Here is a 22,430-nt window from a genome sequence, read left to right as displayed (position 1 = left end):
CCAGCACCCTCTCGATTGCCCTGACTAGACTGAAGGGGTGATCGATCCAGTCTTGCTCCGCGCAGATCCTGAGGCCGTCAAGCGTTCCCAGCGCGCCCGAGGCAACAATGAGTCGGTGGTGGATCTGGCGCTCGCCGCAGACGCAGCGCGTCGATCCGCCCTCACCGAATTCGAGCGGCTCCGTGCTGAACAGAACGAGTTTGGCAAACGCGTGAAGGTCGCCGGCAAGGAAGATAAGCCCGCCTTAATTTCCCAGGCCCAACAGTTGGCCGCCGCGGTGAAGGCCGCCGATGCTCGCGCGAAGGAAGCGGAAGCGGAGTTCGAGCGGGTCGCCGGGAGCATCCAGAACCTGATCATCGACGGAGTGCCAGCGGGCGGCGAGGAGAACTTCGTCACGCTGCGTGAGGTCGGCACGCTCCCGGTGTTTGACTTCGAGCCGCGTGACCACCTCGAACTTGGCGAACTGCTCGGTGCGATCGACATGGAGCGGGGGGCAAAGGTCTCCGGCTCGCGGTTCTACTTCCTCCGCGGAGTCGGTGCCAGGCTTGAGCTTGCCCTCATGAGCCTCGCGCTCGACCGCGCGCTCGCCCACGGGTTCATTCCGCTCATCACCCCCACCCTGGTAAAGCCCGAGATCATGCGCGGCACCGGCTTCCTCGGTGAGCACGCGGCCGAGGTCTATCACCTCCCAGAAGACGACCTGTTTCTCACCGGCACGAGCGAGGTTGCCCTCGCCGGGTACCACTCAGACGAGATCATCGACCTCTCTGCGGGGGCACTGCGTTACGCCGGGTGGTCCACCTGCTACCGCCGTGAGGCGGGTTCGCACGGAAAAGACACGCGCGGCATTCTGCGCGTGCACCAGTTCAATAAACTCGAAATGTTCGTCTACGCCGACCCGAAGGATGCCGAGGCCGAGCACCAGCGTCTCGTGGGCTGGCAGGAGGAGATGCTGCAGGCGCTTGGCCTGCACTACCGGGTTATCGACGTCGCAGCTGGTGACCTCGGTTCGAGCGCCGCGCGCAAGTTCGACATTGAGGCGTGGGTGCCCACCCAGGGCGCGTACCGCGAGCTGACTTCTACGAGCAACTGCACGACCTACCAGTCTCGCAGGCTGGCAACTCGGCACCGCGGAGAGAACGGCAAGACCGAGCCCGTCGCGACGCTCAACGGCACGCTCGCAACGACCCGGTGGATCGTCGCACTGCTCGAGACCCATCAGCAGGCCGACGGCAGTGTTCTCGTGCCCGAGGCGCTTCGGCCATACCTCGGCGGGCTAGCCGTGCTGGCACCCGTGGCCCCCGCGCAAAAGGCGTAGGGTATGACCGGTTCAGCGACTGACGCCAGTTCGGTGACGACCGTTCGGCCCGACGAGAAACACCTCATCGCGCTCGACATCGACGGCACCATCATGAACCACGGAGCGCTTGCGCACGGGGCTGATAACGAGGGCGGGCACATCGACCAGGAGCTCGCTGACGCGATCCGCACCCTGCATCGGGTGGGTCACGAGGTGGTGATCGCGACCGGGCGATCGACCGATTCGACGCTGCCCGTGGTCGAGCACCTGCGCATTCGCCCAGACTGGGTGGTGGCCGCGAACGGGGCGGTGACGCTGAAGCGTGATCCGCTCGCGACTCGGGCCTACCGTCGTGAGTACGTGGAGGCCTTTGACCCGACCGAGGCGCTGCTGCGGATCCGCACGCATCTCGTGAAGGCGCACTATGCGGTGGAACTCGCCGACGGCGGGTTCCTGTACACCGACGAGATTCCGAGCGGTACCTTGCCATCGGCGCAGCGTCGGGTGTCGTTTGACGAGCTGCTCGGAGTGCAGGCATCGCGTGTCGTGGTGGTGTCACCCGACTACCGGCTCGAGGAGTTCTTGCAGGTCGTCGAAACGATGGGTCTGACTAGTGTCACCTACGCCGTCGGGCGTACCGCGTGGCTCGATATCGCCCCGCACGGGGTGACCAAGGCCAGCGCGCTGGAGACCATCGCCGGACGGATGAATATCGATGACGCGCGCATTTTCGCCGCGGGTGACGGGCACAACGATCTCGACATGCTGCGTTGGGCTGGTCGGTTTGGTGACTCCGTAGCGATGGGGCAGTCGGCGCCCGAAGTGCAGGCGGCGGCGACCCGTGTCACGGGCACGATTGACGAGCAGGGGCTGCTTTCGGCGCTCAGAGATCGCTTCGCTGACATACTCGCCCGCTGATTCCAGTAAGCTCTTCCTCGGAGGGTTGTCCGAGCGGCCGAAGGAGCTTGTCTTGAAAACAAGTGGGCGGAAACGCCTCAGGAGTTCGAATCTCCTACCCTCCGCCATCTGAAAGGGCCTCGCGTGCGCGGGGCCCTTTCTGCGTGCTACTGATCCAGCAGTCGCACAGAGGAACGCGCTACAGTCGAAACTTGCGCGGATCCACTCGCGCGGAGACACGGGAGCGAAGGGCACGACATGGGGCAGGCGAAGCGCCGGGCGGAGGGATCGCCCACGAGTGTGCGGCATGGCGTGCTGCGTCGGTCGAACTCCTGGGCCAATGCTGCCAAGGTGCTGCTGACAGCCGTCATTGTTGTGGCGCTCAGTGGCGTTTCCGTCGCCGCGTATGCGGTGTGGGGGCTCGTGCAGGGCGTGCAAACGGTCGACCTCGTTGCACCCGCCGAAGACCCAGAAGCGGTGGGAGCTGGCGTGCAGTCTCTTGACGGAGCGTTGACGGTACTGCTTGTCGGATCGGACTCACGCGCGGGGCAGTCACTTGACGACGGTGAGGAGGGCGAGCTTAATGATGTGAACCTCCTGCTGCACGTCTCCGCCGATCACCAGAACGCCACCGTGGTGAGCTTTCCGCGAGACCTCATGGTGCCGATTCCGAGCTGCCCAGGGCCCAATGGCGAGCCGAACTACTACGCAGCGATGAGCGAGCAGCAGCTGAACTCGGCACTGTCGTACGGCGGCCTGCCGTGTGTCGCTCTCACTATTGAGAAACTCACCGGCATGCCGGTTCCCTATGCCGGACTCGTGACCTTCGATGGCGTGATCGCCGTGTCGAACGCAATTGGCGGGGTTGAGGTGTGCCTCATCGAGCCGATTAGCGATGATTACACGGGGCTGTATCTCCCTGCTGGCGACGTGACGCTGCAGGGGTATGACGCGCTCGCTTACCTGCGCACCCGGCACGGCGTCGGAAACGGCAGTGACGTGAGCCGCATCAGCAACCAGCAGATCTTCATGTCGTCGCTCGTGCGCGAGATGCGCAGCGCCGACACCCTGACGAACCCTGTCAAGGTGTATGGCCTCGCGAAGGCCGGGGTCGAGAATATGACCCTGTCGAGCAACATGGCGACGGTACAGTTCATGCAGGCCCTCGCGGGTACCGTTGCCGACATTGATCTCGAGCGGATCAACTTCGTGCAGTACCCGAGCTTCAGCCACCCGTATCAAGAGGGGCGACTGACACCTGATTATCCTTCGGCTGACACGCTGATTGAGATTCTCCTTGCCGGGCAGCCGTTCGAGGTCGGCAGCATGGGCGAGGGGGTCGCCACCGTTGATCCGGAAGGTGCAGTCGACGCAGCACCCTCTGATGGTGCCGGGGTACCGGGTGAGGTCACGGACCCCGCGGCACCGACCGATGGAACGACCCCGCCGGCTGATGGAACCGCAGTGGAGACCGGGCCGGTCGTCTTGCCACAGAACATCACCGGTCAGAGCGCGGCGACAGAGACCTGTTCCCAGGGGCGCACGCAGTATTAACCGGTTTCGGGCGCTCTCCGTATCTTGCCCCGCGCTGCGGGCCATTTCGGTCTGCAGGGAGTCAATTTCCGGTGAGGCCTTGGGGTGGCATAGGATAGTTCTCGGAGACGTGCCGGAGCGGCCGAACGGACTTCACTGCTAATGAAGGGTGGGGGTTAAACTCCACCGGGGGTTCAAATCCCCCCGTCTCCGCCAGAGAACACCCCCCGAAATCGCTGAAATCATGCAAATCTCGGGGGGTTTCTTACTTCTTGCGCTGGGGGCGGGACAACCCGGGTTATTGAGGCGTTTGGGTGTGGGAGTTGGGGGTTGCGGTTTATAGGACAGAAATAGTTGCCGGCCAAAAGAGTAGGTAGCGTTGGGCGTGTCAGCCTCTACCCACCTACCCGTGGCGTAGCCAGATCCCTCTATGCCGCGACCGGCGCTGAGGGGCCAGAATGTGTTCTTCCACGGGTCGTGCGATAACAGATTTTGGCCTTTCGCGGCCAGGGATCGGGCGAGGATGTCAGACCGGCGACAGTCGAGCGTGTACGCAAGCTTCCGAAGCTCGGTGAACCAGGCTGGCGTGGTCGCTCTCACCGTGCCGATGAACTCCAGCAACCGCTTCCGCCCGAGACCCGCATGCTTCTCTCGGTACGCGGCTAAAACCTGCTGATACACGCGCCATGTCCACCACACATCCGCATGACGTGGGTCAGTGAACACTGCATTCAGTCGTGCTTTCACCCGCACCAAGCACCAGCGTCGGGGACGATATCTTTGCCAACTCTCCAGGGCGCTTCACTTTGTGGATACGATGTATCTTGGTCTCAACAAGCTTGTCGATACGACTTCTGAATGGGTGAGATTGGTGTCCGATGAGGCTATAGAATTTGACCTCGTTGCAACCCGAGATCGGCTTCAAGACCAGCTCGGAACTGATTCTGCATCGTTACATCAGGTATTAAAGCTTGCCGATCTCGGGGTTGTATTGCTTGCGTGGCGTAACGGTCCGGTTGAAGACCTGCACGCAGGCTCTGGTCCGCTGAGCGACGGGGATATGCTGCGGATCAACTCGTATACGACATGGCGAATAAGAGGAATCACTGATCGATGGCGACGAGAAACGTCGCCATCTGAAGGCCTGGCTAGCTTCGCACCACAGTCTGTCTCATATGAGGACTTCGAATCTCTCGCCATCCGCTGGTACCGATGGTTGGTGCGCCCCAACCGAGTTCTCCCGGGCAACGTAACGTTGAGCGCCATTGCTGGACCGGAACTCCATGAACTGCAGTCGCATGTTGACAGCACCTTGGGTGGGATACTGCACCTCGCTGAGCAGAAAGGAGCCGCAGGTGCATTGCTACTTCTTGCGACGCAAGGCGCATTTCAGGCTTCCCAATGGTGGGGGCATCCACGATGGCCTCAGCTTGTCGACCGCTTTATCGTCGCCCTGGATGATGCAGGTGACGATCACTGGAGAACTGCATCTGACAGGTGGGACAGGCTGTATCCTGAACCTCCTGAGGTAGCAGATCGCCGGCATTTTCGGACATCGCTTCGGACAGCACCTTGGGGGCTTGAACCGGAAACTGCCGAATGGGTTGTTAGAGCAGGAATTGGCTTTACGCGACTCGTGGAAGATCGGTGACTTTCGCAGAACTGGTTGTGCATGTACCGCGAAGAGATCTTTAGGATTCTCAGGTCTCCGCATGTACCCTTGTCCTCCTAGCTGCCTACAGATACCCCTGATGTGTCAGGAGTTAGGAAGGTCGCGTGTTGGCGAATGAGGTTGCATCTCCGACAGTCTCCTAACATGCAGCAGCAGGAGAGTACACCTACAACGAGCTGCGCAACCTCGCACAGCTCGCAGCATCAGAGTCTGCCCAGATTTCGTAAGCGGTTAGTCGTTCGAACTAGGCGAGCACATTCCCGTACTGAGCACCTCGATAGTGTGCCAATTCACCTGAGCAGTTGAGCGACGTAGGCTCGGCGTCGTGCGAGGTCTGGCGCATAGGGCCCGCCAGCCGGGAGGACGAAATCGCGGGCGAGCACGTCAAGATCCTGCTCCTTCCAGCGCCGTGCGAGGTCGTCACGGTTGGCTGGTGACAGCTGCGCTGCCACATCCAGGCCGAGCAGCCGGACCGCGGCAACCTCGGCGTCCATCTCCAAGTAGGTGAGCACCTCGAACCCGGCGTCGGTGTCGTAGACGCGATCTTGAATTTCAGGTGCCTCCTGGTACCAGAACGCTGCGAGGGCGAGGTCTTTCGCGTCCTTGTCATACCCGTAATAGACGGAGCGATCGATCCAGGACCGCATCTTCAAAGCGACGTACCCTGCCGGCTGCGGCAGCCGGATGGTCTGCCCATTCGGCAAGGCCAGCGGGAGCGCGCGTTCGTAGACGTCTCGGAACCCGAACACCACCAGTTCTTCCCCGCGCGGGGCAGGGCTGCTGATGCCATCGGGATCCTCGACCTCGCCGAACGGCATGATGTCCACTGCGATGCCCGCGATCCGGTACCGGATCCCGTTGCTGCCGATCCGGGAGAAGCATGCCTCGATCCGTTCTGAGATCGTCCAGTCGCTCACCGCGATCCCGAGGTCGGTGTCCGTGGTCGCTCGGGCTGGGAACGTGTGTCCGAAAGCCGCGTGCAAGACATCGCGGCACCCGGCACCCACCAGGAGGATGCTGTCTGGATCCACGCCGACCTTCGCGGTTAGCTCCTCTACGACCGGGGTGATCACGTCGTAGATGCGCGCGTCGACACGCTCCAGATCGATCATCGTTGCTGCTCCCGGAACTGCTCGGCCGCGTCGCGCTGGCGGCTGTCGTTCGATGCGAGCAAGTCGGCGTAGACCAGCAGCCACGGCGCTTCATGGACCCCGGGTCCGGTGGGTGCATCGGGTGACTGCCAGAACTGGCGTCGGAGGAAGATGTTCGGCTGCGCCTCGTTCCTGCGCCACCGATTCGCGCGGATCAGCTCCGTCGGGAACTCGTCCGTGTACAGCACCACGGTCTCAGGCCGCAGCAGGCCCGGTACCGCAGCCTCACCGCTCACAAATACCATTGTCCCGCCCGGCTCGAAGCCCTGCCACTGGCCGGAGAAGCGTCCGGTCTTCGCTTCCACCCCGAGGCTCGTCGGGAAGGCTGTCGCCCACTGATCGATCAGACGATCCCGCTGTGACCGTACAAGCTGACGGCGATCATCCAAGAACCCGTACTGCGTGAGCAACTCCAGGGTCTCCTGCGCCTGCCCGAGTGACACCCCTGCCGTTCTCGCGATCTCGCGGATCGGGCTCTCGAGGAGTTCGGGCCAAGACAGGATCGCGAAGATCACTTGCGAGCGCTTCGCGCTGAACAGGTTCACCCCTCCACGAGTCAACCGCGGCAGGCCTGCAAGGACGGGCGCCTGCGGGCGCCTGCCTCGCACGTCGATGCGAACGCCGTCGAACGTGATGAACGCGTTGCCTGCAGCGTCGAGGTAGTTGATGCCCAACTGCCGGAACATCTCCGCGCTCCGCTCCGTCACTCGAGGACCCAGCAGCAGCAAACGCTCGTTCCCCAGGAAATGGGGCTTCGCCCAGTCCAGTGAGGAGACGATGAGTGTGTCGGCATACCCCACGCGATAGGCTGCACGCCCTTGCTCGTGGGAGAGCGTAACTGGCACCGTCTCCCGGGGGGAGATTTCGGTGAGATCGATCGGTTCCAGGAACCTCAGTCCGAACTCGTCGAACCGCTCCGCCAGTTCTCGTGCGAGCTGCTCGTCCATCACGCACCTTCCGTTCGATTTAGCCTCATGTTCATTCTAAATGAAAAAGCCGTAAGAATGAACAGTGTGGTGGTGGTAGTGGTGTACAAGCGCCGATCCTGCTCGAGGGGTTTTCGGAACGCATCCCCAGTTCAGCCTGGTGAGTATATCCAGGCTGAACTAATGCAACGCATCACCACAAGAGCCCTCATCCATCCAGCACTTCCGCACGCCCGTAGCACAGCAGAAGTGGGTGCATCTGAGGCAATGCCTCGCACTCCAATCGGCACTCACTGGCGCATATCCTGCAAGCGGCTCCGTAGTGGTCGCTACGCGCCTCGACCCCAATCAAAGCAATACTGGGCGAGCGCCAGCGTGAAGGCGGCATGGAGGACTGCGCGTACCCCCTTGCCATGAGCCGAGCGCCGTTGGTCGCCAGCGATGATGTCGCGACTCATCGGTCAACGATCACGGCATGGGGGGTTGTCATCGATGTCGCGACTCATGTGCCAACGATCATGGAGCAGATCGGCTGGGGAGCTTGTCAACGATGTGGTGAATTCGGACACCCCCGTCTCCGCCACAGAACACCCCCCCCCGAAATCGCTGAAATCATGCGGATCTGGGGGGGTTTCTTACTTCTTGCGCTGGGGGCGTGACAACCCGGGGTATCGAGGCGTTCGGGAGTTGGGGGTTACCGGCCAAAAGAGTAGGTAGCGTTGGGCGTGTCAGCCTCTGCCCACCTACCCGTGGCGTAGCCAGATCCTTCCACGCCGCGACCGAGGCTGAGGGGCCAGAATGTGTTATTCCACGGGCCGTGCGACAACAGATTCTGGCCTTTCGCGGCCAAGAATCGGGAGTGTCTGGGCACGTGGGGGTGGACATGTGTGTGCAAGTTTGGAGATGAGGCAGACCTCGCGTTTCCATTCTCTTGAGTGCCCTCAATTCTGAACCTAATGGTTGAAAGGAGGCGACACGCGGTTTGTGAGGCGCGAACACCGAGACACGCCTGCACGATCTTCTCGCCTTCAGCGCTTCAGCGAGGGCACTTCAAATGGGTCGGCTTTCCTGGACCACCGCGGTCAATCCGGTGGTCTTTCATGGAGGTAGCGCACACCGGGCACGTCGGATTGGCGGCTGGTACGTAGGCTGGCTCGTTCGGATCGCCGAGTTGTGCCGTTCCTTCGAACTGGTAGAACAACCGTCTCCAGGCGGCCCAAAACCCTGGTTGCCCATCCCAAGGTGTGGAATGCCACAGCTGTCTTTTTCGTTTGCGCACAAACAAAACAGTAGCAGATTTCATTAGGGCACGAACGGGTTAGGATCATGACTATGGACGATGCCCCGGAAGACGCGCTCGAACTAGACCGGCAAGTCTGTTTTGCCCTTGCCGCAGCCAGCAGAGGTGTCATCGGGATCTATCGGCCGATCCTTGAACCGCTCGGTCTTACCCATCCTCAGTACCTCGTCATGTTGGCGCTTTGGGGCGATAGCCCACTGCGCTTCGGAGAACTTGCGGAAATGCTTTGGCTCGATCCGGCTACGCTGTCTCCGATCGTGAAACGACTCGAACAGCGTGGCCTCATCGAGCGGGTGCCGATTGACGGTGATGAGCGCACGTTTGCTCTGGTGCTGACCGAGGTCGGTGGGGCTCTACGCGAGCAGGCGCTTTCCGTGCCCCCCGCCGTTATCGCGCGGCTCGGCCTACCTGTGGAGCGACTCATGGCACTTCGCGACGAGCTTGCGACGGTGATCGCAGCAGTCGGGAAATCTGGCTGAGCGCGCTCCTCGTGATCGAGGCGCCTGGCACTCGGCGCGGCATCACCGGAGAGCTTCGGCCGTTTAGGTGCCTGTGACAGTCGGGAGCCAGGACTGGTAATCGTCAACCCAGCGTTCGATGATGCTCGCTGCGTAATGGGTAGGATCCCACCCCGCGTAGAGCGAAATGCACAGTCGCGACCCATCAGGCAGCACGGGGATCGCCTGCAGCAATCTCCACGCCCTGCTCCTACAGGACGCGAATGACCGACTCGACTGCATGCCCCTGAGTGTGCATCTGAGCAATGAATCCCACGATCACCGGGTGCGGGGGCCTGGCCTATCCGCTAAGAATGTCGTCGCTGCTTCCAGCATCGCGATATCTTCCCGAAGGTGTTTGTTTTCCGCCTTCAACCGCTTAATTTCGGCATGCTCTTTGCTGGTGCGGCCTCCTGGTTCACCGGCATCGATGTTGGCTTGCCGCACCCAACGCCGCAGCGTTTCGGCACCGACGCCTTCCTGATGTGCGACCGCGACGATGGCCTGCGCACTTGAAAGGTACTCGCTGCGATGCTAACGCACGAGCCTGACGGCACGCTCGCGGAGCGCGGGATCGATTTTCTTTGGCATGATGCCATCCTTTCAACTCGAAAAGATGCGGCACCAAACCTGGAGCGATTCACCTCCCAGATTGCTGAAATCATGCGGATGGGGGGCCTGCTTCTTGCGCCGGGCGCGTGACAACCGCGTTTTGCCGATGTTCCGGAAGATGCGCCGTGCCGTTCACGTTTTGCGGGTGTACACATGGCTGAGATTGAGCCGCTTGCCTGGCTCAAATTCGATGTCATTCCGCCCACAAAGATTTGGTCACTCACATCTATGTCGAGGCTGCCGTGGTTCACCTCCGAGAGGTCTGCGCTCTACACGTAACGATTCTGGTTGCGGTAGCGACCCGCCGACATCACGCGAGGCAATCACGCGGACTCTAGTGTCAACGTCTTTTCCGAAGCCGCCCCCTCTCGCAGTTGAGTGTGTGCAGCCCGATCACAACTCGAGTTTGAGTAAAAAATGAATGTTCACTACCGATTTCTAATCAACATCACCTCGATGCGCGAGGGTAGTGTTCGGTAAGGCATGTGGCGCAGCATGAAATATGATTCCGATATATCAAATAAACAAAAGGATGTTGTCGGACTTGAGTCCCTGGAAGCCGCTGTGAAATTACTTCGTGGACAATCTGACAATTTCAATAGTACACTCTCATCATTCTCGTACTTTTCTGGCGACGTTAAAGCATCGCGAAAAGGGTGCCAGAGTTACCCGCGCGTCATCGGCGCTCCTCAGCGCAGTGCCGCCCCGAAAGAAAGGAAACCCATGACCCAGATCATTACGCATTGGGTGGACGGAGCACCGTACTCAGGTTCTCCGGAAGACAGCATCCCCGTCGAGAACCCTGCTACCGGACAGGTGGTGGGCGAGCTTCTTGCGGCCAGCCAGGCAGATCTGGACCATACCGTTGCTATTGCGAGACGGGCGCAGCTCGCATGGCAGAAGGTTTCCTTAGCTAAGCGCACGGAAATCATGTTCAAGATGCGCAGCCTGGTTCTGGAGAGCCAGGACGCCCTCGCCAAAGCGATCGTCGCCGAGCATGGCAAGGACTACAACGACGCGATTGGTGAGATCCAACGAGGTCGAGAAACCTTAGACTTTGCCTGCGGAATCAACGCAGCACTGAAGGGCGAGCACTCCTTCGACACGTCGAGCAATGTCGACATCCACAGCATTCGACAGCCGGTCGGTGTCGTGGCTGGCATCTGCCCCTTCAACTTCCCGGTGATGGTGCCCATGTGGATGCATCCCGTCGCAATCGCCACGGGAAACGCATTCATTCTGAAGCCAGCGAGTTCCACACCCACCGCATCGCTCATGATCGCAGAGCTGTATGCTCAGGCCGGCCTGCCGGCTGGGGTGTTCAACGTCCTGTCGGGCACGAGAAACCTGGTCACCGAAATCCTGGAACACCCGGGAATCGACGCAATCTCCTTCGTTGGATCCACACCAGTTGCTGAGATCGTCATGGAGCGCGCAACCGCCACCGGAAAGCGCGTTCAAGCGCTTGGCGGAGCAAACAACCACGCGATTGTCATGCCCGACGCAGACCTCAACTTCGCCGCCGGGCATATCTCCGCGGCAGCATTCGGCGCAGCGGGCGAACGGTGTATGGCGCTGCCTGTGGTTGTTGCTGTTGGTGGCATCGGCCCGAAGCTGGCCGAGATGGTCAAGCTTCACGCGGAGAAGATCACGGTGGGCTATGGGCTCGATGCCGGGGTCAACATGGGGCCGGTGATCACACGCCAGAACCAGCAACGAATTAGCGAGTGGATCACGGAGGCCGAACGAGCAGGCGCTTCCGTCGTGTTCGACGGTCGCAACTTCAGCGTTGAGGGGTACCCGGATGGCTTTTGGCTCGGACCGACGATCCTTGACGAAGTGCCCCTTGAATGCAGGGTCTACTGCGAGGAGGTGTTCGGGCCTGTGCTCACCATTGTGCACGCCGATACCTATGAGGACGCTATCGCCCTGGTGAATGCTTCCCCATTCGGCAACGGTTCAGCAATCTTCACCAACGACGGCGGTGTCGCACGACGATTCTCACTCGATGTGCAAGCTGGCATGGTGGGCATCAACGTCCCGATTCCTACGCCGGTTGCCTACTACTCATTCGGCGGCTGGAAGGCCTCACTGCTCGGGGACACCCACATCCACGGCCCCGAGGGCGTCAAGTTCTACACCCGACTCAAGGCAATCACCTCCCGTTGGCCGTCGGAGTCGGGTCTCTACGCCGCCAGCATGTCCTTCCGAAGAGAAGAGTAGCCCTCCGTCGCTCCCCGACCAGAGATGGCGGTTTACGAGGCATGACGAGATCGGCAGCCACTCCTGGTCGCGGGACGCGACTCCCCTGGTCCACCACATACATACCCTGACTGGAACGCATCGCACGAACTGAGCCTTCCGACAGCACTGCTATCCAAGGAAACACCTTGCAACCATCACAGTATCAAGCTCCCATCATCCTCGTTGCCCCGCACCAATTCCCCCACCTCGATCGCGAAGAGAGATTGGCTGCAGAGTTGAATGCCGAACTCCGCGTCGCAACCTCGGTCGAAGATTTTCAGCGGCACCTGCCCGAAGCAACCATCGTGATGTTGACGCCCTACGCATCCGTCCGCGCAGAGGATTTCTCCCTAATGAGTCAGTGTCGGGGCGTTATTCGATATGGAATCGGATACGACAACATTGATATTGGAGCCGCAAAGGAATTTGGAGTTCCCGTCTCAATCGTGCCTGATGCCTCGACGCAAGAGGTCGCATTTCATGCGCTGACCCTCGGGTTAGCTCTGGTTCGGCAGCTTCCCGTCGCCGACGCGACAGTTCGGTCGGGGGGCTGGGCAGGAAACCTGTTAATGGACGCGCCTGCCCTTGAGGAGCTCGAAGTCGGCATCGTGGGACTGGGCCGTATCGGCATGAAGGTTGCACGCTTGTACGCCGCGCTCGGTGCGAGAGTTCGCGGATACGACCCCTATGTCGATTGTGAGTTCTCAGCAGATCTCGACGACATCATCACCAAATCCGACGTGCTCTCCCTGCATGTGCCTGCCTCCACGGAGAACTCCCATTTCTTGGGCGCGAAACGACTGAGCCAGATACGGTCGACAGCCGTCGTCGTGAATGTGTCGCGAGGCGCGCTCATTGACGAAGTCAGCCTCAGTGAGGCCCTTCGCACGGGGCGAATCGGAGGAGCCGGTCTTGACGTTTTCTCGTCAGAGCCGCTTCCCACTGACCACCCGCTTCGCGAGACGCCAGCGACCATCTTGACCCCGCACATTGCCTGGAGATCTCAGCGGGCACTTGGCGCACTCCAGGAGGCCGCCGTGTTGCGGGCGCGACAGGCGCTCACTGGAGCCACCATCGCCGACCTCGTGTAGTGAGGCCAGCGGAAGACTCGGGCATTCACACCTGAATCGCTCAAATTCGGAAAACAATAGGAGGAGTCATCATGGGAAATCTCGAAGGCAAGGTCGCTTTCATCACCGGTGCGGCGCGAGGTCAAGGCCGATCTCACGCAGTCCGGCTCGCGCAAGAAGGCGCCGATATCATTGCCGTAGATATTTGTGAGGACATCGCTAACATGCCCTATTCCATGGGCACCGAAGACGACTTGCAAGAAACGGTTCTGCAGGTCGAAGCACACGATCGACAGATCCGGACGTTCAAAGCAGACGTACGCGACCGTGAGTCGTTGGAGGCCGCGTTCCTTGCTGGCTCCGAGGAACTAGGTGGCGTGGATATCGTTCTCGCAAATGCAGGTGTGGCAACGCTCACGCTCAATCCTCACGCGAGTGATTGGTATGACGTTCTCAATATCAACTTGACCGGCGTTTACCACACCGTCGACATCGCGGTACCCCAAATGATTGAGCAAGGTCGTGGTGGCTCGATCGTTCTCACGAGCTCGACCGCTGGGCTCATTGGCATTGGCGGCAACACCCCAGGCGGGCTTGCGTACACCGCAAGCAAACACGGGCTCGTTGGCCTCATGCGCGCATACGCCAACTATCTCGCTCCGCATAATATCCGGGTGAACACTGTCCACCCAACCGGAATCGGTACGCCGATGGTCGCGGGTCCTGCCGCTCAAGAGTGGTTGGCTGCGGCGGGCGACAACACACTCACGAACGCACTGCCAGTCGGACTGATCGAAGAGATCGACATTTCGAATGCGATCGCATGGCTGGTGTCAGATCATGCTCGGTACGTCACAGGGGTGACGTTGCCTGTCGACGCGGGTTGTGTGAACAAGGCCTAATCAGGCGCCACACCGTGCGCCGCACTGCGGCCTCCGACTCGAGAATCGCGTGCGGCTGAAATCTGTCGCTGGCCCTCAAAAAGGATGAACGAATGAGTACCTTTGCAACCACGAGCCCCCGCGATGGGGCTGAACTTTCTAACTATCACACCATGACGAAAGATGAACGCGCGGCGAGCGTTGATCGCTCTGCTGCTGCATTCGAGAGCTGGTCACGCGCGACTCTCGAGGAGCGCGCCAGAGTCTTGCGTGAGATCGCACGCCTGCATCGCGAACGTGTCGATCAGCTTGCAGTACTTGCAGCGAACGAGATGGGGAAACCCATCTCGCAGGGCCGCGCAGAAGTAGAGCAGCTCGCAAAGATTTTTGATTTCTATGCGGATCATGGACCCGAATTTCTTCAGGATGAGCACCTCGAACATGTCGAGGGTGGGCGGGCTCTGGTGCGTTCCGCGCCCCTGGGCCCTGTTCTCGGTGTGATGCCGTGGAACTTTCCGTACTACCAAGTAGCCCGCTTCGTTGCCCCGAACCTATTGCTCGGCAACACCATACTCTTGAAGCATGCACGCTCCTGCGCAGCTACGTCGATCGAGATTGCCCGAATCATCGCTGAAGCGGGTGCCCCCGAAGGTGTGTATGAGAATCTCCTCGTCAGCGGTCCAGACATCAACGAGTTCATCGCAGACCCCCGAGTTCGCGCGGTCTCCCTCACAGGGTCCGAGGAGGCGGGGCGTTCGGTAGCGCTCAGCGCGGCACAGCACCTCAAGAAGTGTGTGCTCGAACTTGGTGGCTCAGACCCGTTCATCGTGCTGCCCGACGCAGATATCGATAGCGCAGTTGAATTCGCCTCAAGCGGTCGTTTCAATAACGCCGGTCAGGCGTGCACGTCTGCCAAACGAATGATCGTGCACGCCGATGTCTGGGATGAGTTTCTCGAGAAGTTCCTCTCGGAGACGCAGAAGTGGAGCACCGGCGATCCACTCGAAGAATCAACGAAACTTGGCCCGCTCTCCTCTGAGGCTGTTCGCTTCGATGTTGCGAGCCAGGTCGACGATGCTGTCTCCAAGGGGGCGCGGGTACACGCGGGCGGCAGCGTTCCGGAAGGGCCCGGATCGTACTATCCGGCTACGGTTCTCACCGGTGTCACGCCTGAGATGCGGGCGTACCGCGAGGAACTCTTCGGACCGGTTGCTGTGCTCTATCGGGTGAGTTCGGAGGACGAGGCGATCGCCCTCGCAAACGATACGCCGTTTGGCCTCGGCGCTGTCGTATTCTCTTCTGACCCCGAGAAAGCCGAACGAATCGCAAATGCCCTCGACACAGGAATGGTGGGGCTCAACACCACCCTTCGTAGTCAGCCTGGGCTTCCCTTCGGCGGCGTGAAGGACTCGGGTTTTGGTCGCGAGCTCGGACGCTTCGGCCTCGAGGAATTCGCGAATAAGAAGCTGCTGCGATACGCGCAATAGGCAGCCAGCGCACGCTCGTGCGTGATGTCGCCCCCGTCGGTGGACTGAGCAATCAGGTTCACCGACGGGGGCTTGTTCATGAGAGATTGAGCTTGTTGCGTGTAATTTTCCGTCACAACAGCGATGGTCTTGGCTGGCGAATTGCCGGCCAAGACCATCGCTGAGTGTGCGTTCACACGTTGCCGGTCGACCTCCGCTTCGAGACGTCAACACCTCTGAAATAGCGCTATGCGACCTCATCGAATACAACGACGCCGCGACCCAAAATCTTTCCGTCAGCGAGGTCTTTATACGCCTCGTTGATGTGATCCAGCGAGTAGCGGTTCGTCACGAGCTTCTCCACCGACAGCGCTCCCTCTGCGGCAAGACTCACCACTGCTGGCAGGTCGACTCGTGTTCGTCCACCGTAGGAACCTTGCATCGACTGTCCGCGACGCACCAAGCCATTGATCGGGACAGAAACTTCAGAATCTGAAGCCGACAGGCCAACCGCTACACCGCGGCCACCTTCGCCCAATACCCGCATTGCCTGCCCGAGCGTGAGGGGACTCCCGAGCGCGTCAAACGCGACGTCGACTCCGCCCCCCGAGAGCGCCTGTACCGCCTCAATCACGTTCGTCTCGTTGCGAGCGTTGATAGTATGCGTCGCTCCCAGCTGCGCGGCAAGTTCCAACTTTCGCTCGTCAACATCGACGGCAATCACCTGACGAGCGCCAAGTGACGCCAAGACCTGGGTGATACTTAAGCCCACGCCACCGACCGCGATGACGCACGCAGAAAGCCCCGCAACATCTCCAGCTCCACGCACGACCGCTCCATATCCGGTCATTCCCGCACAGCCCAGCACTGCGGCCGTGACCAAGTCGACTTGGTCGTCAACCTTCGCCAGAGCACTGACCGGAATCACGGCATATTCTGCGAAACCTGCCGCTGAATACATGTTCAGACGGTTCCCCTCGCCATCTACCAGACGAGAAGTCCCATCGAGCAGGTTTCCCTTGAGCCTGTTCTCTGTGAAGAAGACTTCACAAATGTCATCCCGCCCCTGCGTGCACCTGGCACACGTCGTGCACGGCATGATGAAGCCGCCCACCACTCGGTCTCCCAGCTCGAAACCCTCGGTTTCAGCCCCCAGTGATACCACCACGCCGCTGAGCTCGTGCCCCATCACTGCGGGGCGTGGGAAATCGATCTCTCCTTTGAGTACGTGAAGATCGGAATGACACACCCCACACGCGCTGACTCGAAGCAATGCTTCGCCTGACTTCGGCTGCGGCACCGGAATTCGCTCAAGGGTGAAACTCCGATCCGAACTCGATCGTGTCACTGCAGCCAACATGGTCTGCCCGGGTACGATTCCGTTTACTTCAATGTCCATCACTGATCCTCACTCTCAATTTCTCTCATGAACAACCTCTTATGCGCGATGAATTCGCGATGGCGTGCCATCGCAGACTCACTGGTCTCCATTCGTCGCGGAGCTGCCGAAAGATTCGCACCTCGGTCGGCACACCGATCTAGGTAATCTCCAGCGGTCGCAACTGCGCGACCAATCTCCGTTCGAGTCGCTCCCAAATCGTCTGGGGGTCGAAGTGTCGAACCGGGGTTCGGTCGATCTCGTGGATGAAGGCCCCGTGACAGTTCTGAGCGACGATTGCGGCCTCGATGTCTTCTCGGAGGCTACGGTTTTCCTGTCCCTCGCGAATGATCGATGTCAGCAGACGAATACTGCGGTCCCCCTGAGCGATGTGCCGTGCAACATCGGGAGCATCCGGGGAGAAACCCTCTCTCAAGTACAGAGCAGCGTTCACCGGGTTCTGCAGGTAGAAATCGCAGCGCAGTCGGTAGGCCGCCAATGCGCGCTCGGTGAAGTGCTTTCCCGTAACATTGTTGCCAGCGTTGAAACGGGCCTCCGCGTCATTCTCCTCAGCTCGTGTCAGGATTTCATCAAGCCGATCTCCGTACACCATAGTGAGCAGGGTTTGCTTGCTCTGGATATACCGAAAGAGTGTCGACTCTCCGACACCTGCTGCGGCCGCCACCTCTTTCGTGGTGATCTCGTCGAACGTCTTGGTAAGAAGGAGTTTGCCTGCTTCTTCCTCGATTCTATTTCGTTGTCGCAGCTTGGAGGCCTGCCGAACACCAACCTTCGGTGGCTCTGGTATTGAGGCGAATTCTTGCTTCATGTGGTTGAACTATCCTTCCCAGATAGTCACTCAATCACGGAATTCCGCAGTACGCCAATGTCCTGCACTTCAACTTCAATGACATCACCCGGCTGTAGCCACACCGGTGGAACGCGTTTCGCACCGATTCCGGCTGGGGTACCGGTGGCTATAATGTCTCCCGGCGCAAGTTCACAGTAGGTCGAAAGGTAGCTCACAATCCGTGCAAATGAAAAGATCAGCAAGCCCGTATGCGAACGCTGCATCTCAGTTCCATTTAGTCTCGTGATGACCTCAAGAGGGGATGCCACATCGAGCTCAGTGGTCGTCACGAGGCACGGGCCGCAGGGAGTCGACGCGTCGAGCGACTTTCCGAGCGTCCATTGGGTCCCGCGGTACTGGACATCTCTCGCAGTGATGTCATTCAGTACCGTGAATCCAGCGATGTGTTCGTGTGCTGAATCTTCGGGAATGGACCGGCCTGAACGCCCGATCACTATCGCAATCTCACCTTCAAAGTCGAGCTGATCAGTGATCGAGCGAGCCGGAATATCACACCTAGGCCCGGTAAGCGATCGTGGAAGCTTCGCGAATACGTCCGGGAACTTGGGTAAGTTTCGCTCGGTTTCCGCCACATGATCCAGATAATTGAGGCCGACACACAGCACCTTCTCGGGGTCGGCGATCGGACTGAGAAGTTCAAGCTCGTCGACCAGACCGACACGATGAAGTGTGGTGTCGACTGCACGCAACGCCTGCTCGACCCCAGCAAGATCGCCACCATACAGTTCCAGGAACTCTCGCGCGTTCCGCGTGGCAGTCAAACCGAGACGCTGGAGAGCGAATTCCAAATCACAGACTACGCCCTCGCTGGAGACGACCCCCGCGCGGTCTTCCGTGCCCGAGCGGTAAGTGACGAGCTTCATGTTGTTCCCTTACTTAGGTGGGTGACTTCTGCACACCGGTCAGCGACTGGTGCGTGTCTGGCTCATGTTCCGATTCGCCGCTTCGGCCGAATAAAGGAGTATGCGAGCATTGCGACAAGAATCAGGATGCCCTGCAGCAGGTACTGCCAAAGCTGATCCATACGGAAGAAGACGGTCGCGTTCAGTACCTGAACGAGCAGTATTGAACCGAGTAGCGTTCCGATGAAGGTTCCCCTTCCACCAAAAATGCTGGTGCCCCCGAGAACTACGGCAGTAATGCTGGTCAAGGTGTAGCCGATGCCCTGTGCGGCATCACCAACGCCAAGTTGCTGCGCCAGCACGATTGCCCCCATGAAGGTCAACACTGACCCGGCGACGAATCCGCCGATCACAGTCCAGTTCACCCCGATACCGATTTGTCTGGCATTCGACTCACTCGATCCGACAGCGCGAAGCACCATTCCCCAACGGGTCTTTCGCAGCGAGATCTCCAGCCCAATGGTCACAACGACGAGCACGATAAAGACGACTGGCACAGCACCAAGGGTGGCCCCGAGGAAATCGATAACCTCTCGATCGACCGTGCCGCCCGGGCGTGGGCGAAGCACGAAGCTCACACCCTGCAACCCAATGTACAGAGCCAGAGTCGCAGCAATTGAGGTGAAATGCACGTACCGAATAAGCGAGCCGTTGATGAGTCCGACAGCCACGGAAACCAGCAGCATCACCGAGAAACCCAGCAGTATGGACCCCAGCGCAGATCCATCGCTGAAGAAGAACGTTCCGACAACCACGAGCAAACCGGCTAGTGGGCCCACGGATAGGTCGATCCCTCCCAGCATCATGACAATCGTTTGTCCGAGCGCAATGAATCCGAGGGCAGACACCGACAGCATCATCGTCTTGAGGTTAAAAGAATTCAGGTAATTGCCATTCTGTGCCAGCACGAGAGCGCCAAGCCCGAGAATGACAAGAGTGATCAGGACGATCGGAGGCAACTCACCGTTCAGGAGACGGTCGAACTTTCGCGCTGGCCGACTGTCGCCAACCGCGGCAATTGAGGCCGTACGGGTCGACACTGCAGTGTGCACCATCTTCTCTTCATCGACCTCATCGCCCTGAAGCTCGAGGATCGCTCGACCACGCGACATCACGAGAACCTTGTCACACAGTCCTTCGAGTTCTTTTGCGTCAGATGACACGACAATTACCGGAGTACCATCCAACGAAATCTTGCGCAGAATTTCGTAGATTTCCGCACGCGCGCCAACGTCGACGCCCTGAGTGGGCTCGTCTGCCACCACCATGATGGGGTCACCGAGCACGGTCCGAGCCATGACAATTTTCTGCTGGTTACCGCCGGAAAGTGCAGAGGTTGGCGCCTCTAGCGAAGGCGCTTTGACGCGGAGCGACTGGAGTGAGTTGGAGACGGCGGCCACCTCACGGTTGCGGCTCATCAAGGGGCCCGCGACGAACTTCTTGAGCGAGGAAAACGCGGTGTTCTCTCGAACTGAGAAATCTAGGATAAGGCCTTCGTTATGTCGATCGGCCGGCATGTAGCCGGTCTTATTCCGCAATTCGCGAGAAGACAAAGATCGACCATCTATGCTCACGTGCCCATCGAAATGGTCGAGGCCGACCAGTGCTCGCACCAGCTCAGTCTGGCCGTTGCCAACGACCCCGGCAATGCCGACAATCTCCCCGGGCCGGGCGCTGAACGAGATGTCGGCGAATGCCCCCCCGGTCAGTCCTTCCACAATGAGGTTCGGGCTCTCATTTGTGAATGTGGCTTTCGCTGGAAACGCCGAAGCGAGGCGCCTGCCAACCACGAGCGACAACAGCTCTTCGTCGGAGACCTCGTCGATGCCGATGTCGGCCTTTGCAAGCTTTCCGTCTCGCAAGACAGTCACCCGATTTGCCAGATCACGCACCTCTGCCATGCGATGAGTTATGTAGATAACAGCGGTTCCCGACTCGACCACTTGCCGGACAATGCCGTACAGAAGCTCTACTGAATCGCTTCCGAGTGGGGCGGTGGGCTCATCGAGCACCAGCACCTTCGGGCTGCTGGCAAGCGCCTTCGCGATCTCTAACAAGTGGCGTTCCGCCACACTCAAACGTTCAACACGTTCATCGAGATGCGCTTTGAGCGCCACGCGATCAATCAAAGCCTGCGCGTGTGACCTTCGATCTGATTTGGGAAGGGCCCGTGCGGGGAGTGAGATCAAGAGATTCTCGTACACCGTCAGATCGGGCACGACCGCCGGATGCTGGTGCACGATCGCGATACCGGCGTCTCGGGCTGTCGTCGGTGTGAGCGAGGTGTGCTCCTCCCCGCCGACCACAATCGATCCATTGTCTGGGCCAAACATCCCTGTTGCGATGTTCATCAGAGTCGACTTGCCCGCACCATTCTCGCCGAGCAGCGCGTGCACCTCACCCGAGTACGCAGTGAGAGACACATCCTGAAGCGCCAGAGTTCCGCCGAAGCTCTTGCTGATTCCTTCAAGGATCAGCGCTGCCGTTGTGAGTCCCTTGGCTTGGGTGTCCATGACCCTGCCGGTATCCGTCGTGTTCACGTGAACGTCCTTCCAAATTCCGTGGCCGGTGCGGGGGCGTCAATCATGTGCACGTGACGCCCCCGCAGGTGAGCTATCCGAACAGCTTCACCAGCTCTTCAGCGGGGAGTTCACCTGACAGGTGAACGTCAAGCGGGAGCGTAGGGTCACACTGCACTGGGTACTCCTCAGAGGTCGAATCTTCAAATGTTTCAACGCTGAACTGCTCACTTGGTTCGACACCCCCCGTTGCGATCGCAACCGCATGCTGAATTGCAAGTCGCACGTGATCAATGCCGGTCGTCACTGTGAAGACATTGAAGCCAGGGTTCGCCTCGTGATTTTCTGTCCAGAAGCAGCCGAGCGCGTGACCGTCCTCCGCAGCGATCGAGGGCATCGGAAGCCCCGCACTCTCGAAGGCCTGAAGTCCACCAATAAATGATGAGCCATAAGAACCAACGATCACATCAATGTCAGGGTACTTCGCTGCCGCCGCAGTCAAGACTTGCTGAGTCTTCGCCGGATCCCAGTCAGTCACTTCGAACGGCTGTTCCCCAACCCACTGATACTTCGCATCGGTGAGTACCGAGTCCACACCTCGACGCTCCTCTGTCGACTGGTACCCACCCGCCGGACCACCGGCGAAGATCAGGGTCGCCCCATCAGGATAGGTTTCCTTGATCCAGTTACCCCAGAGCACACCCGAATCGAACGGAGCAGATGGAACGAACAGGTCGTAGTCCTCGCCAGCCTCTCCGCCAACATCTGAACGATATGGCACCATTACCACGCCGGCCTCGTAGGCGCTGCGGATTGCTGGCAGCACGGGCTCACCCATGTCTGCAAAGACGACCATCGCGTTCACACCGGTAGCGGTCATCGCGTTGATGTCCGAGATGGCCTTCTGTGTATCACCCTGAGCATCTGCGTATTCAAATGATGTGACACTCGGGCACTTTGCGACCTCTTCCTCGGCCGAAGCGACAGCGATCTGACGCCACGGGTTGCCGCCGAAGCCGTCGAGCATCGCAAGACTGATCTCCTTGTCAGTGCCGCACCACTCCGGAATATCGCCTTGGGCGACAGCGCCTGCTTCCGACGCGGGCTCACTTGAACTCGCACATCCAGTGAGAATAAGTGCACTCGCCACGAACGCCGAAAGTCCGAGGGTCTTCTTCTTGAATGTCATCATTGCCATCCTTCTCGCTTGT

At 59.8% G+C, this 22,430-nt stretch carries 16 protein-coding genes, 2 tRNA genes and 1 pseudogene; 10 read left to right on the top strand and 9 right to left on the bottom strand.

Annotation, left to right across the window (positions count from 1 at the left end):
• Positions 1-37: 37 nt before the first annotated feature.
• The 5 genes from serS to ACR0R4_RS02755 all read left to right on the top strand — a co-directional run bounded on the left by serS (position 38) and on the right by ACR0R4_RS02755 (position 3,946).
• The gene (gene serS / locus ACR0R4_RS02775; protein WP_433645809.1) at positions 38-1,318 is read left to right on the top strand and encodes a serine--tRNA ligase; all 1,281 of its coding nucleotides are present in this window, start codon (positions 38-40) and stop codon (positions 1,316-1,318) included.
• Positions 1,319-1,321: 3 nt separating this feature from the next.
• Positions 1,322-2,218: an HAD family hydrolase gene (locus ACR0R4_RS02770; RefSeq protein ID WP_433645808.1), complete on the top strand. Its 897-nt coding sequence runs from the start codon at positions 1,322-1,324 to the stop codon at positions 2,216-2,218.
• Positions 2,219-2,237: 19 nt separating this feature from the next.
• Positions 2,238-2,325, top strand: a tRNA-Ser gene (locus ACR0R4_RS02765).
• Positions 2,326-2,455: 130 nt separating this feature from the next.
• A complete protein-coding gene (locus ACR0R4_RS02760; RefSeq protein WP_433645807.1) occupies positions 2,456-3,751 on the top strand; it encodes an LCP family protein in 1,296 nt (431 codons plus the stop codon).
• A 103-nt stretch (positions 3,752-3,854) separates the two neighbouring features.
• Positions 3,855-3,946: transfer RNA gene (locus ACR0R4_RS02755), tRNA-Ser, on the top strand.
• A gap of 1,746 nt (positions 3,947-5,692) precedes the next feature.
• On the opposite strand, the gene ACR0R4_RS02750 is transcribed toward ACR0R4_RS02755, so the two are convergent.
• The 3 genes from ACR0R4_RS02750 to ACR0R4_RS02740 all read right to left on the bottom strand — a co-directional run bounded on the left by ACR0R4_RS02750 (position 5,693) and on the right by ACR0R4_RS02740 (position 7,937).
• Positions 5,693-6,514 (bottom strand): hypothetical protein, encoded by an 822-nt coding sequence (locus tag ACR0R4_RS02750; RefSeq protein WP_433645806.1) that lies wholly within the window; start codon positions 6,512-6,514, stop codon positions 5,693-5,695.
• Positions 6,511-7,500, bottom strand: coding sequence for a type IV toxin-antitoxin system AbiEi family antitoxin (locus ACR0R4_RS02745; RefSeq protein WP_433645805.1), 990 nt, complete (start codon positions 7,498-7,500; stop codon positions 6,511-6,513). The genes ACR0R4_RS02750 and ACR0R4_RS02745 overlap by 4 nt, the downstream gene beginning before the upstream one ends.
• 308 nt (positions 7,501-7,808) lie before the next feature.
• Positions 7,809-7,937, bottom strand: coding sequence for a hypothetical protein (locus ACR0R4_RS02740; protein ID WP_433645804.1), 129 nt, complete (start codon positions 7,935-7,937; stop codon positions 7,809-7,811).
• A gap of 874 nt (positions 7,938-8,811) precedes the next feature.
• On the opposite strand from ACR0R4_RS02740, the gene ACR0R4_RS02735 reads away from it, so the two are divergent.
• On the top strand, positions 8,812-9,258 hold the full coding sequence (locus ACR0R4_RS02735) for a MarR family winged helix-turn-helix transcriptional regulator (RefSeq protein ID WP_433645842.1): 447 nt from the start codon (positions 8,812-8,814) through the stop codon (positions 9,256-9,258).
• Positions 9,259-9,490: 232 nt separating this feature from the next.
• Here ACR0R4_RS02735 and ACR0R4_RS02730 read toward each other — a convergent pair.
• Positions 9,491-9,867 (bottom strand): annotated as a pseudogene (locus ACR0R4_RS02730) (transposase); the annotation flags it as partial.
• A gap of 744 nt (positions 9,868-10,611) precedes the next feature.
• Here ACR0R4_RS02730 and ACR0R4_RS02725 point away from each other — a divergent pair.
• The 4 genes from ACR0R4_RS02725 to ACR0R4_RS02710 all read left to right on the top strand — a co-directional run bounded on the left by ACR0R4_RS02725 (position 10,612) and on the right by ACR0R4_RS02710 (position 15,570).
• Positions 10,612-12,111 (top strand): CoA-acylating methylmalonate-semialdehyde dehydrogenase, encoded by a 1,500-nt coding sequence (locus tag ACR0R4_RS02725; RefSeq protein WP_433645803.1) that lies wholly within the window; start codon positions 10,612-10,614, stop codon positions 12,109-12,111.
• 167 nt (positions 12,112-12,278) lie between these two features.
• Positions 12,279-13,223 (top strand): C-terminal binding protein, encoded by a 945-nt coding sequence (locus ACR0R4_RS02720; protein ID WP_433645802.1) that lies wholly within the window; start codon positions 12,279-12,281, stop codon positions 13,221-13,223.
• A 71-nt stretch (positions 13,224-13,294) separates the two neighbouring features.
• A complete protein-coding gene (locus ACR0R4_RS02715; RefSeq protein WP_433645801.1) occupies positions 13,295-14,104 on the top strand; it encodes a mycofactocin-coupled SDR family oxidoreductase in 810 nt (269 codons plus the stop codon).
• Between the two features lie 92 nt (positions 14,105-14,196).
• On the top strand, positions 14,197-15,570 hold the full coding sequence (locus ACR0R4_RS02710; protein ID WP_433645800.1) for an NAD-dependent succinate-semialdehyde dehydrogenase: 1,374 nt from the start codon (positions 14,197-14,199) through the stop codon (positions 15,568-15,570).
• Between the two features lie 226 nt (positions 15,571-15,796).
• Here ACR0R4_RS02710 and ACR0R4_RS02705 read toward each other — a convergent pair whose 3' ends face one another.
• From ACR0R4_RS02705 to ACR0R4_RS02685, 5 genes are all read right to left on the bottom strand, one after another.
• Entirely contained in the window at positions 15,797-16,948 is a 1,152-nt protein-coding gene (locus ACR0R4_RS02705) for a zinc-binding dehydrogenase (RefSeq protein WP_433645799.1), read from the bottom strand.
• Between the two features lie 139 nt (positions 16,949-17,087).
• Entirely contained in the window at positions 17,088-17,756 is a 669-nt protein-coding gene (locus tag ACR0R4_RS02700) for a TetR/AcrR family transcriptional regulator (protein ID WP_433645798.1), read from the bottom strand.
• Positions 17,757-17,782: 26 nt separating this feature from the next.
• Entirely contained in the window at positions 17,783-18,661 is an 879-nt protein-coding gene (locus ACR0R4_RS02695) for a fumarylacetoacetate hydrolase family protein (RefSeq protein ID WP_433645797.1), read from the bottom strand.
• A gap of 62 nt (positions 18,662-18,723) precedes the next feature.
• Complete coding sequence (locus ACR0R4_RS02690) at positions 18,724-21,240, bottom strand: ATP-binding cassette domain-containing protein (RefSeq protein ID WP_433645796.1); 2,517 nt, start codon at positions 21,238-21,240, stop codon at positions 18,724-18,726.
• Positions 21,241-21,313: 73 nt separating this feature from the next.
• A complete protein-coding gene (locus tag ACR0R4_RS02685; RefSeq protein ID WP_433645795.1) occupies positions 21,314-22,408 on the bottom strand; it encodes a substrate-binding domain-containing protein in 1,095 nt (364 codons plus the stop codon).
• Positions 22,409-22,430 lie beyond the last annotated feature (22 nt).

The organism is Leucobacter fengyongliangi, assembly GCF_050971685.1.
Classification (GTDB): Bacteria; Actinomycetota; Actinomycetes; order Actinomycetales; family Microbacteriaceae; genus Leucobacter.
The sequence above is the reverse complement of the archived record's forward strand: the minus strand, read 5'-3'. Positions and strand labels throughout refer to the sequence as shown.

Coding starts and splice junctions, on each gene's coding strand:
- ACR0R4_RS02715 (WP_433645801.1), top strand. CDS start 13,295: ATGGGAAATCTCGAAGGCAAGGTCGCTTTCATCACCGGTGCGGCGCGA.
- ACR0R4_RS02760 (WP_433645807.1), top strand. CDS start 2,456: ATGGGGCAGGCGAAGCGCCGGGCGGAGGGATCGCCCACGAGTGTGCGG.
- ACR0R4_RS02750 (WP_433645806.1), bottom strand. CDS start 6,514: ATGATCGATCTGGAGCGTGTCGACGCGCGCATCTACGACGTGATCACC.
- ACR0R4_RS02710 (WP_433645800.1), top strand. CDS start 14,197: ATGAGTACCTTTGCAACCACGAGCCCCCGCGATGGGGCTGAACTTTCT.
- ACR0R4_RS02705 (WP_433645799.1), bottom strand. CDS start 16,948: ATGGACATTGAAGTAAACGGAATCGTACCCGGGCAGACCATGTTGGCT.
- ACR0R4_RS02700 (WP_433645798.1), bottom strand. CDS start 17,756: ATGAAGCAAGAATTCGCCTCAATACCAGAGCCACCGAAGGTTGGTGTT.
- ACR0R4_RS02725 (WP_433645803.1), top strand. CDS start 10,612: ATGACCCAGATCATTACGCATTGGGTGGACGGAGCACCGTACTCAGGT.
- ACR0R4_RS02745 (WP_433645805.1), bottom strand. CDS start 7,500: ATGGACGAGCAGCTCGCACGAGAACTGGCGGAGCGGTTCGACGAGTTC.
- ACR0R4_RS02735 (WP_433645842.1), top strand. CDS start 8,812: ATGGACGATGCCCCGGAAGACGCGCTCGAACTAGACCGGCAAGTCTGT.
- ACR0R4_RS02685 (WP_433645795.1), bottom strand. CDS start 22,408: ATGACATTCAAGAAGAAGACCCTCGGACTTTCGGCGTTCGTGGCGAGT.
- ACR0R4_RS02695 (WP_433645797.1), bottom strand. CDS start 18,661: ATGAAGCTCGTCACTTACCGCTCGGGCACGGAAGACCGCGCGGGGGTC.
- ACR0R4_RS02770 (WP_433645808.1), top strand. CDS start 1,322: ATGACCGGTTCAGCGACTGACGCCAGTTCGGTGACGACCGTTCGGCCC.
- ACR0R4_RS02740 (WP_433645804.1), bottom strand. CDS start 7,937: ATGAGTCGCGACATCATCGCTGGCGACCAACGGCGCTCGGCTCATGGC.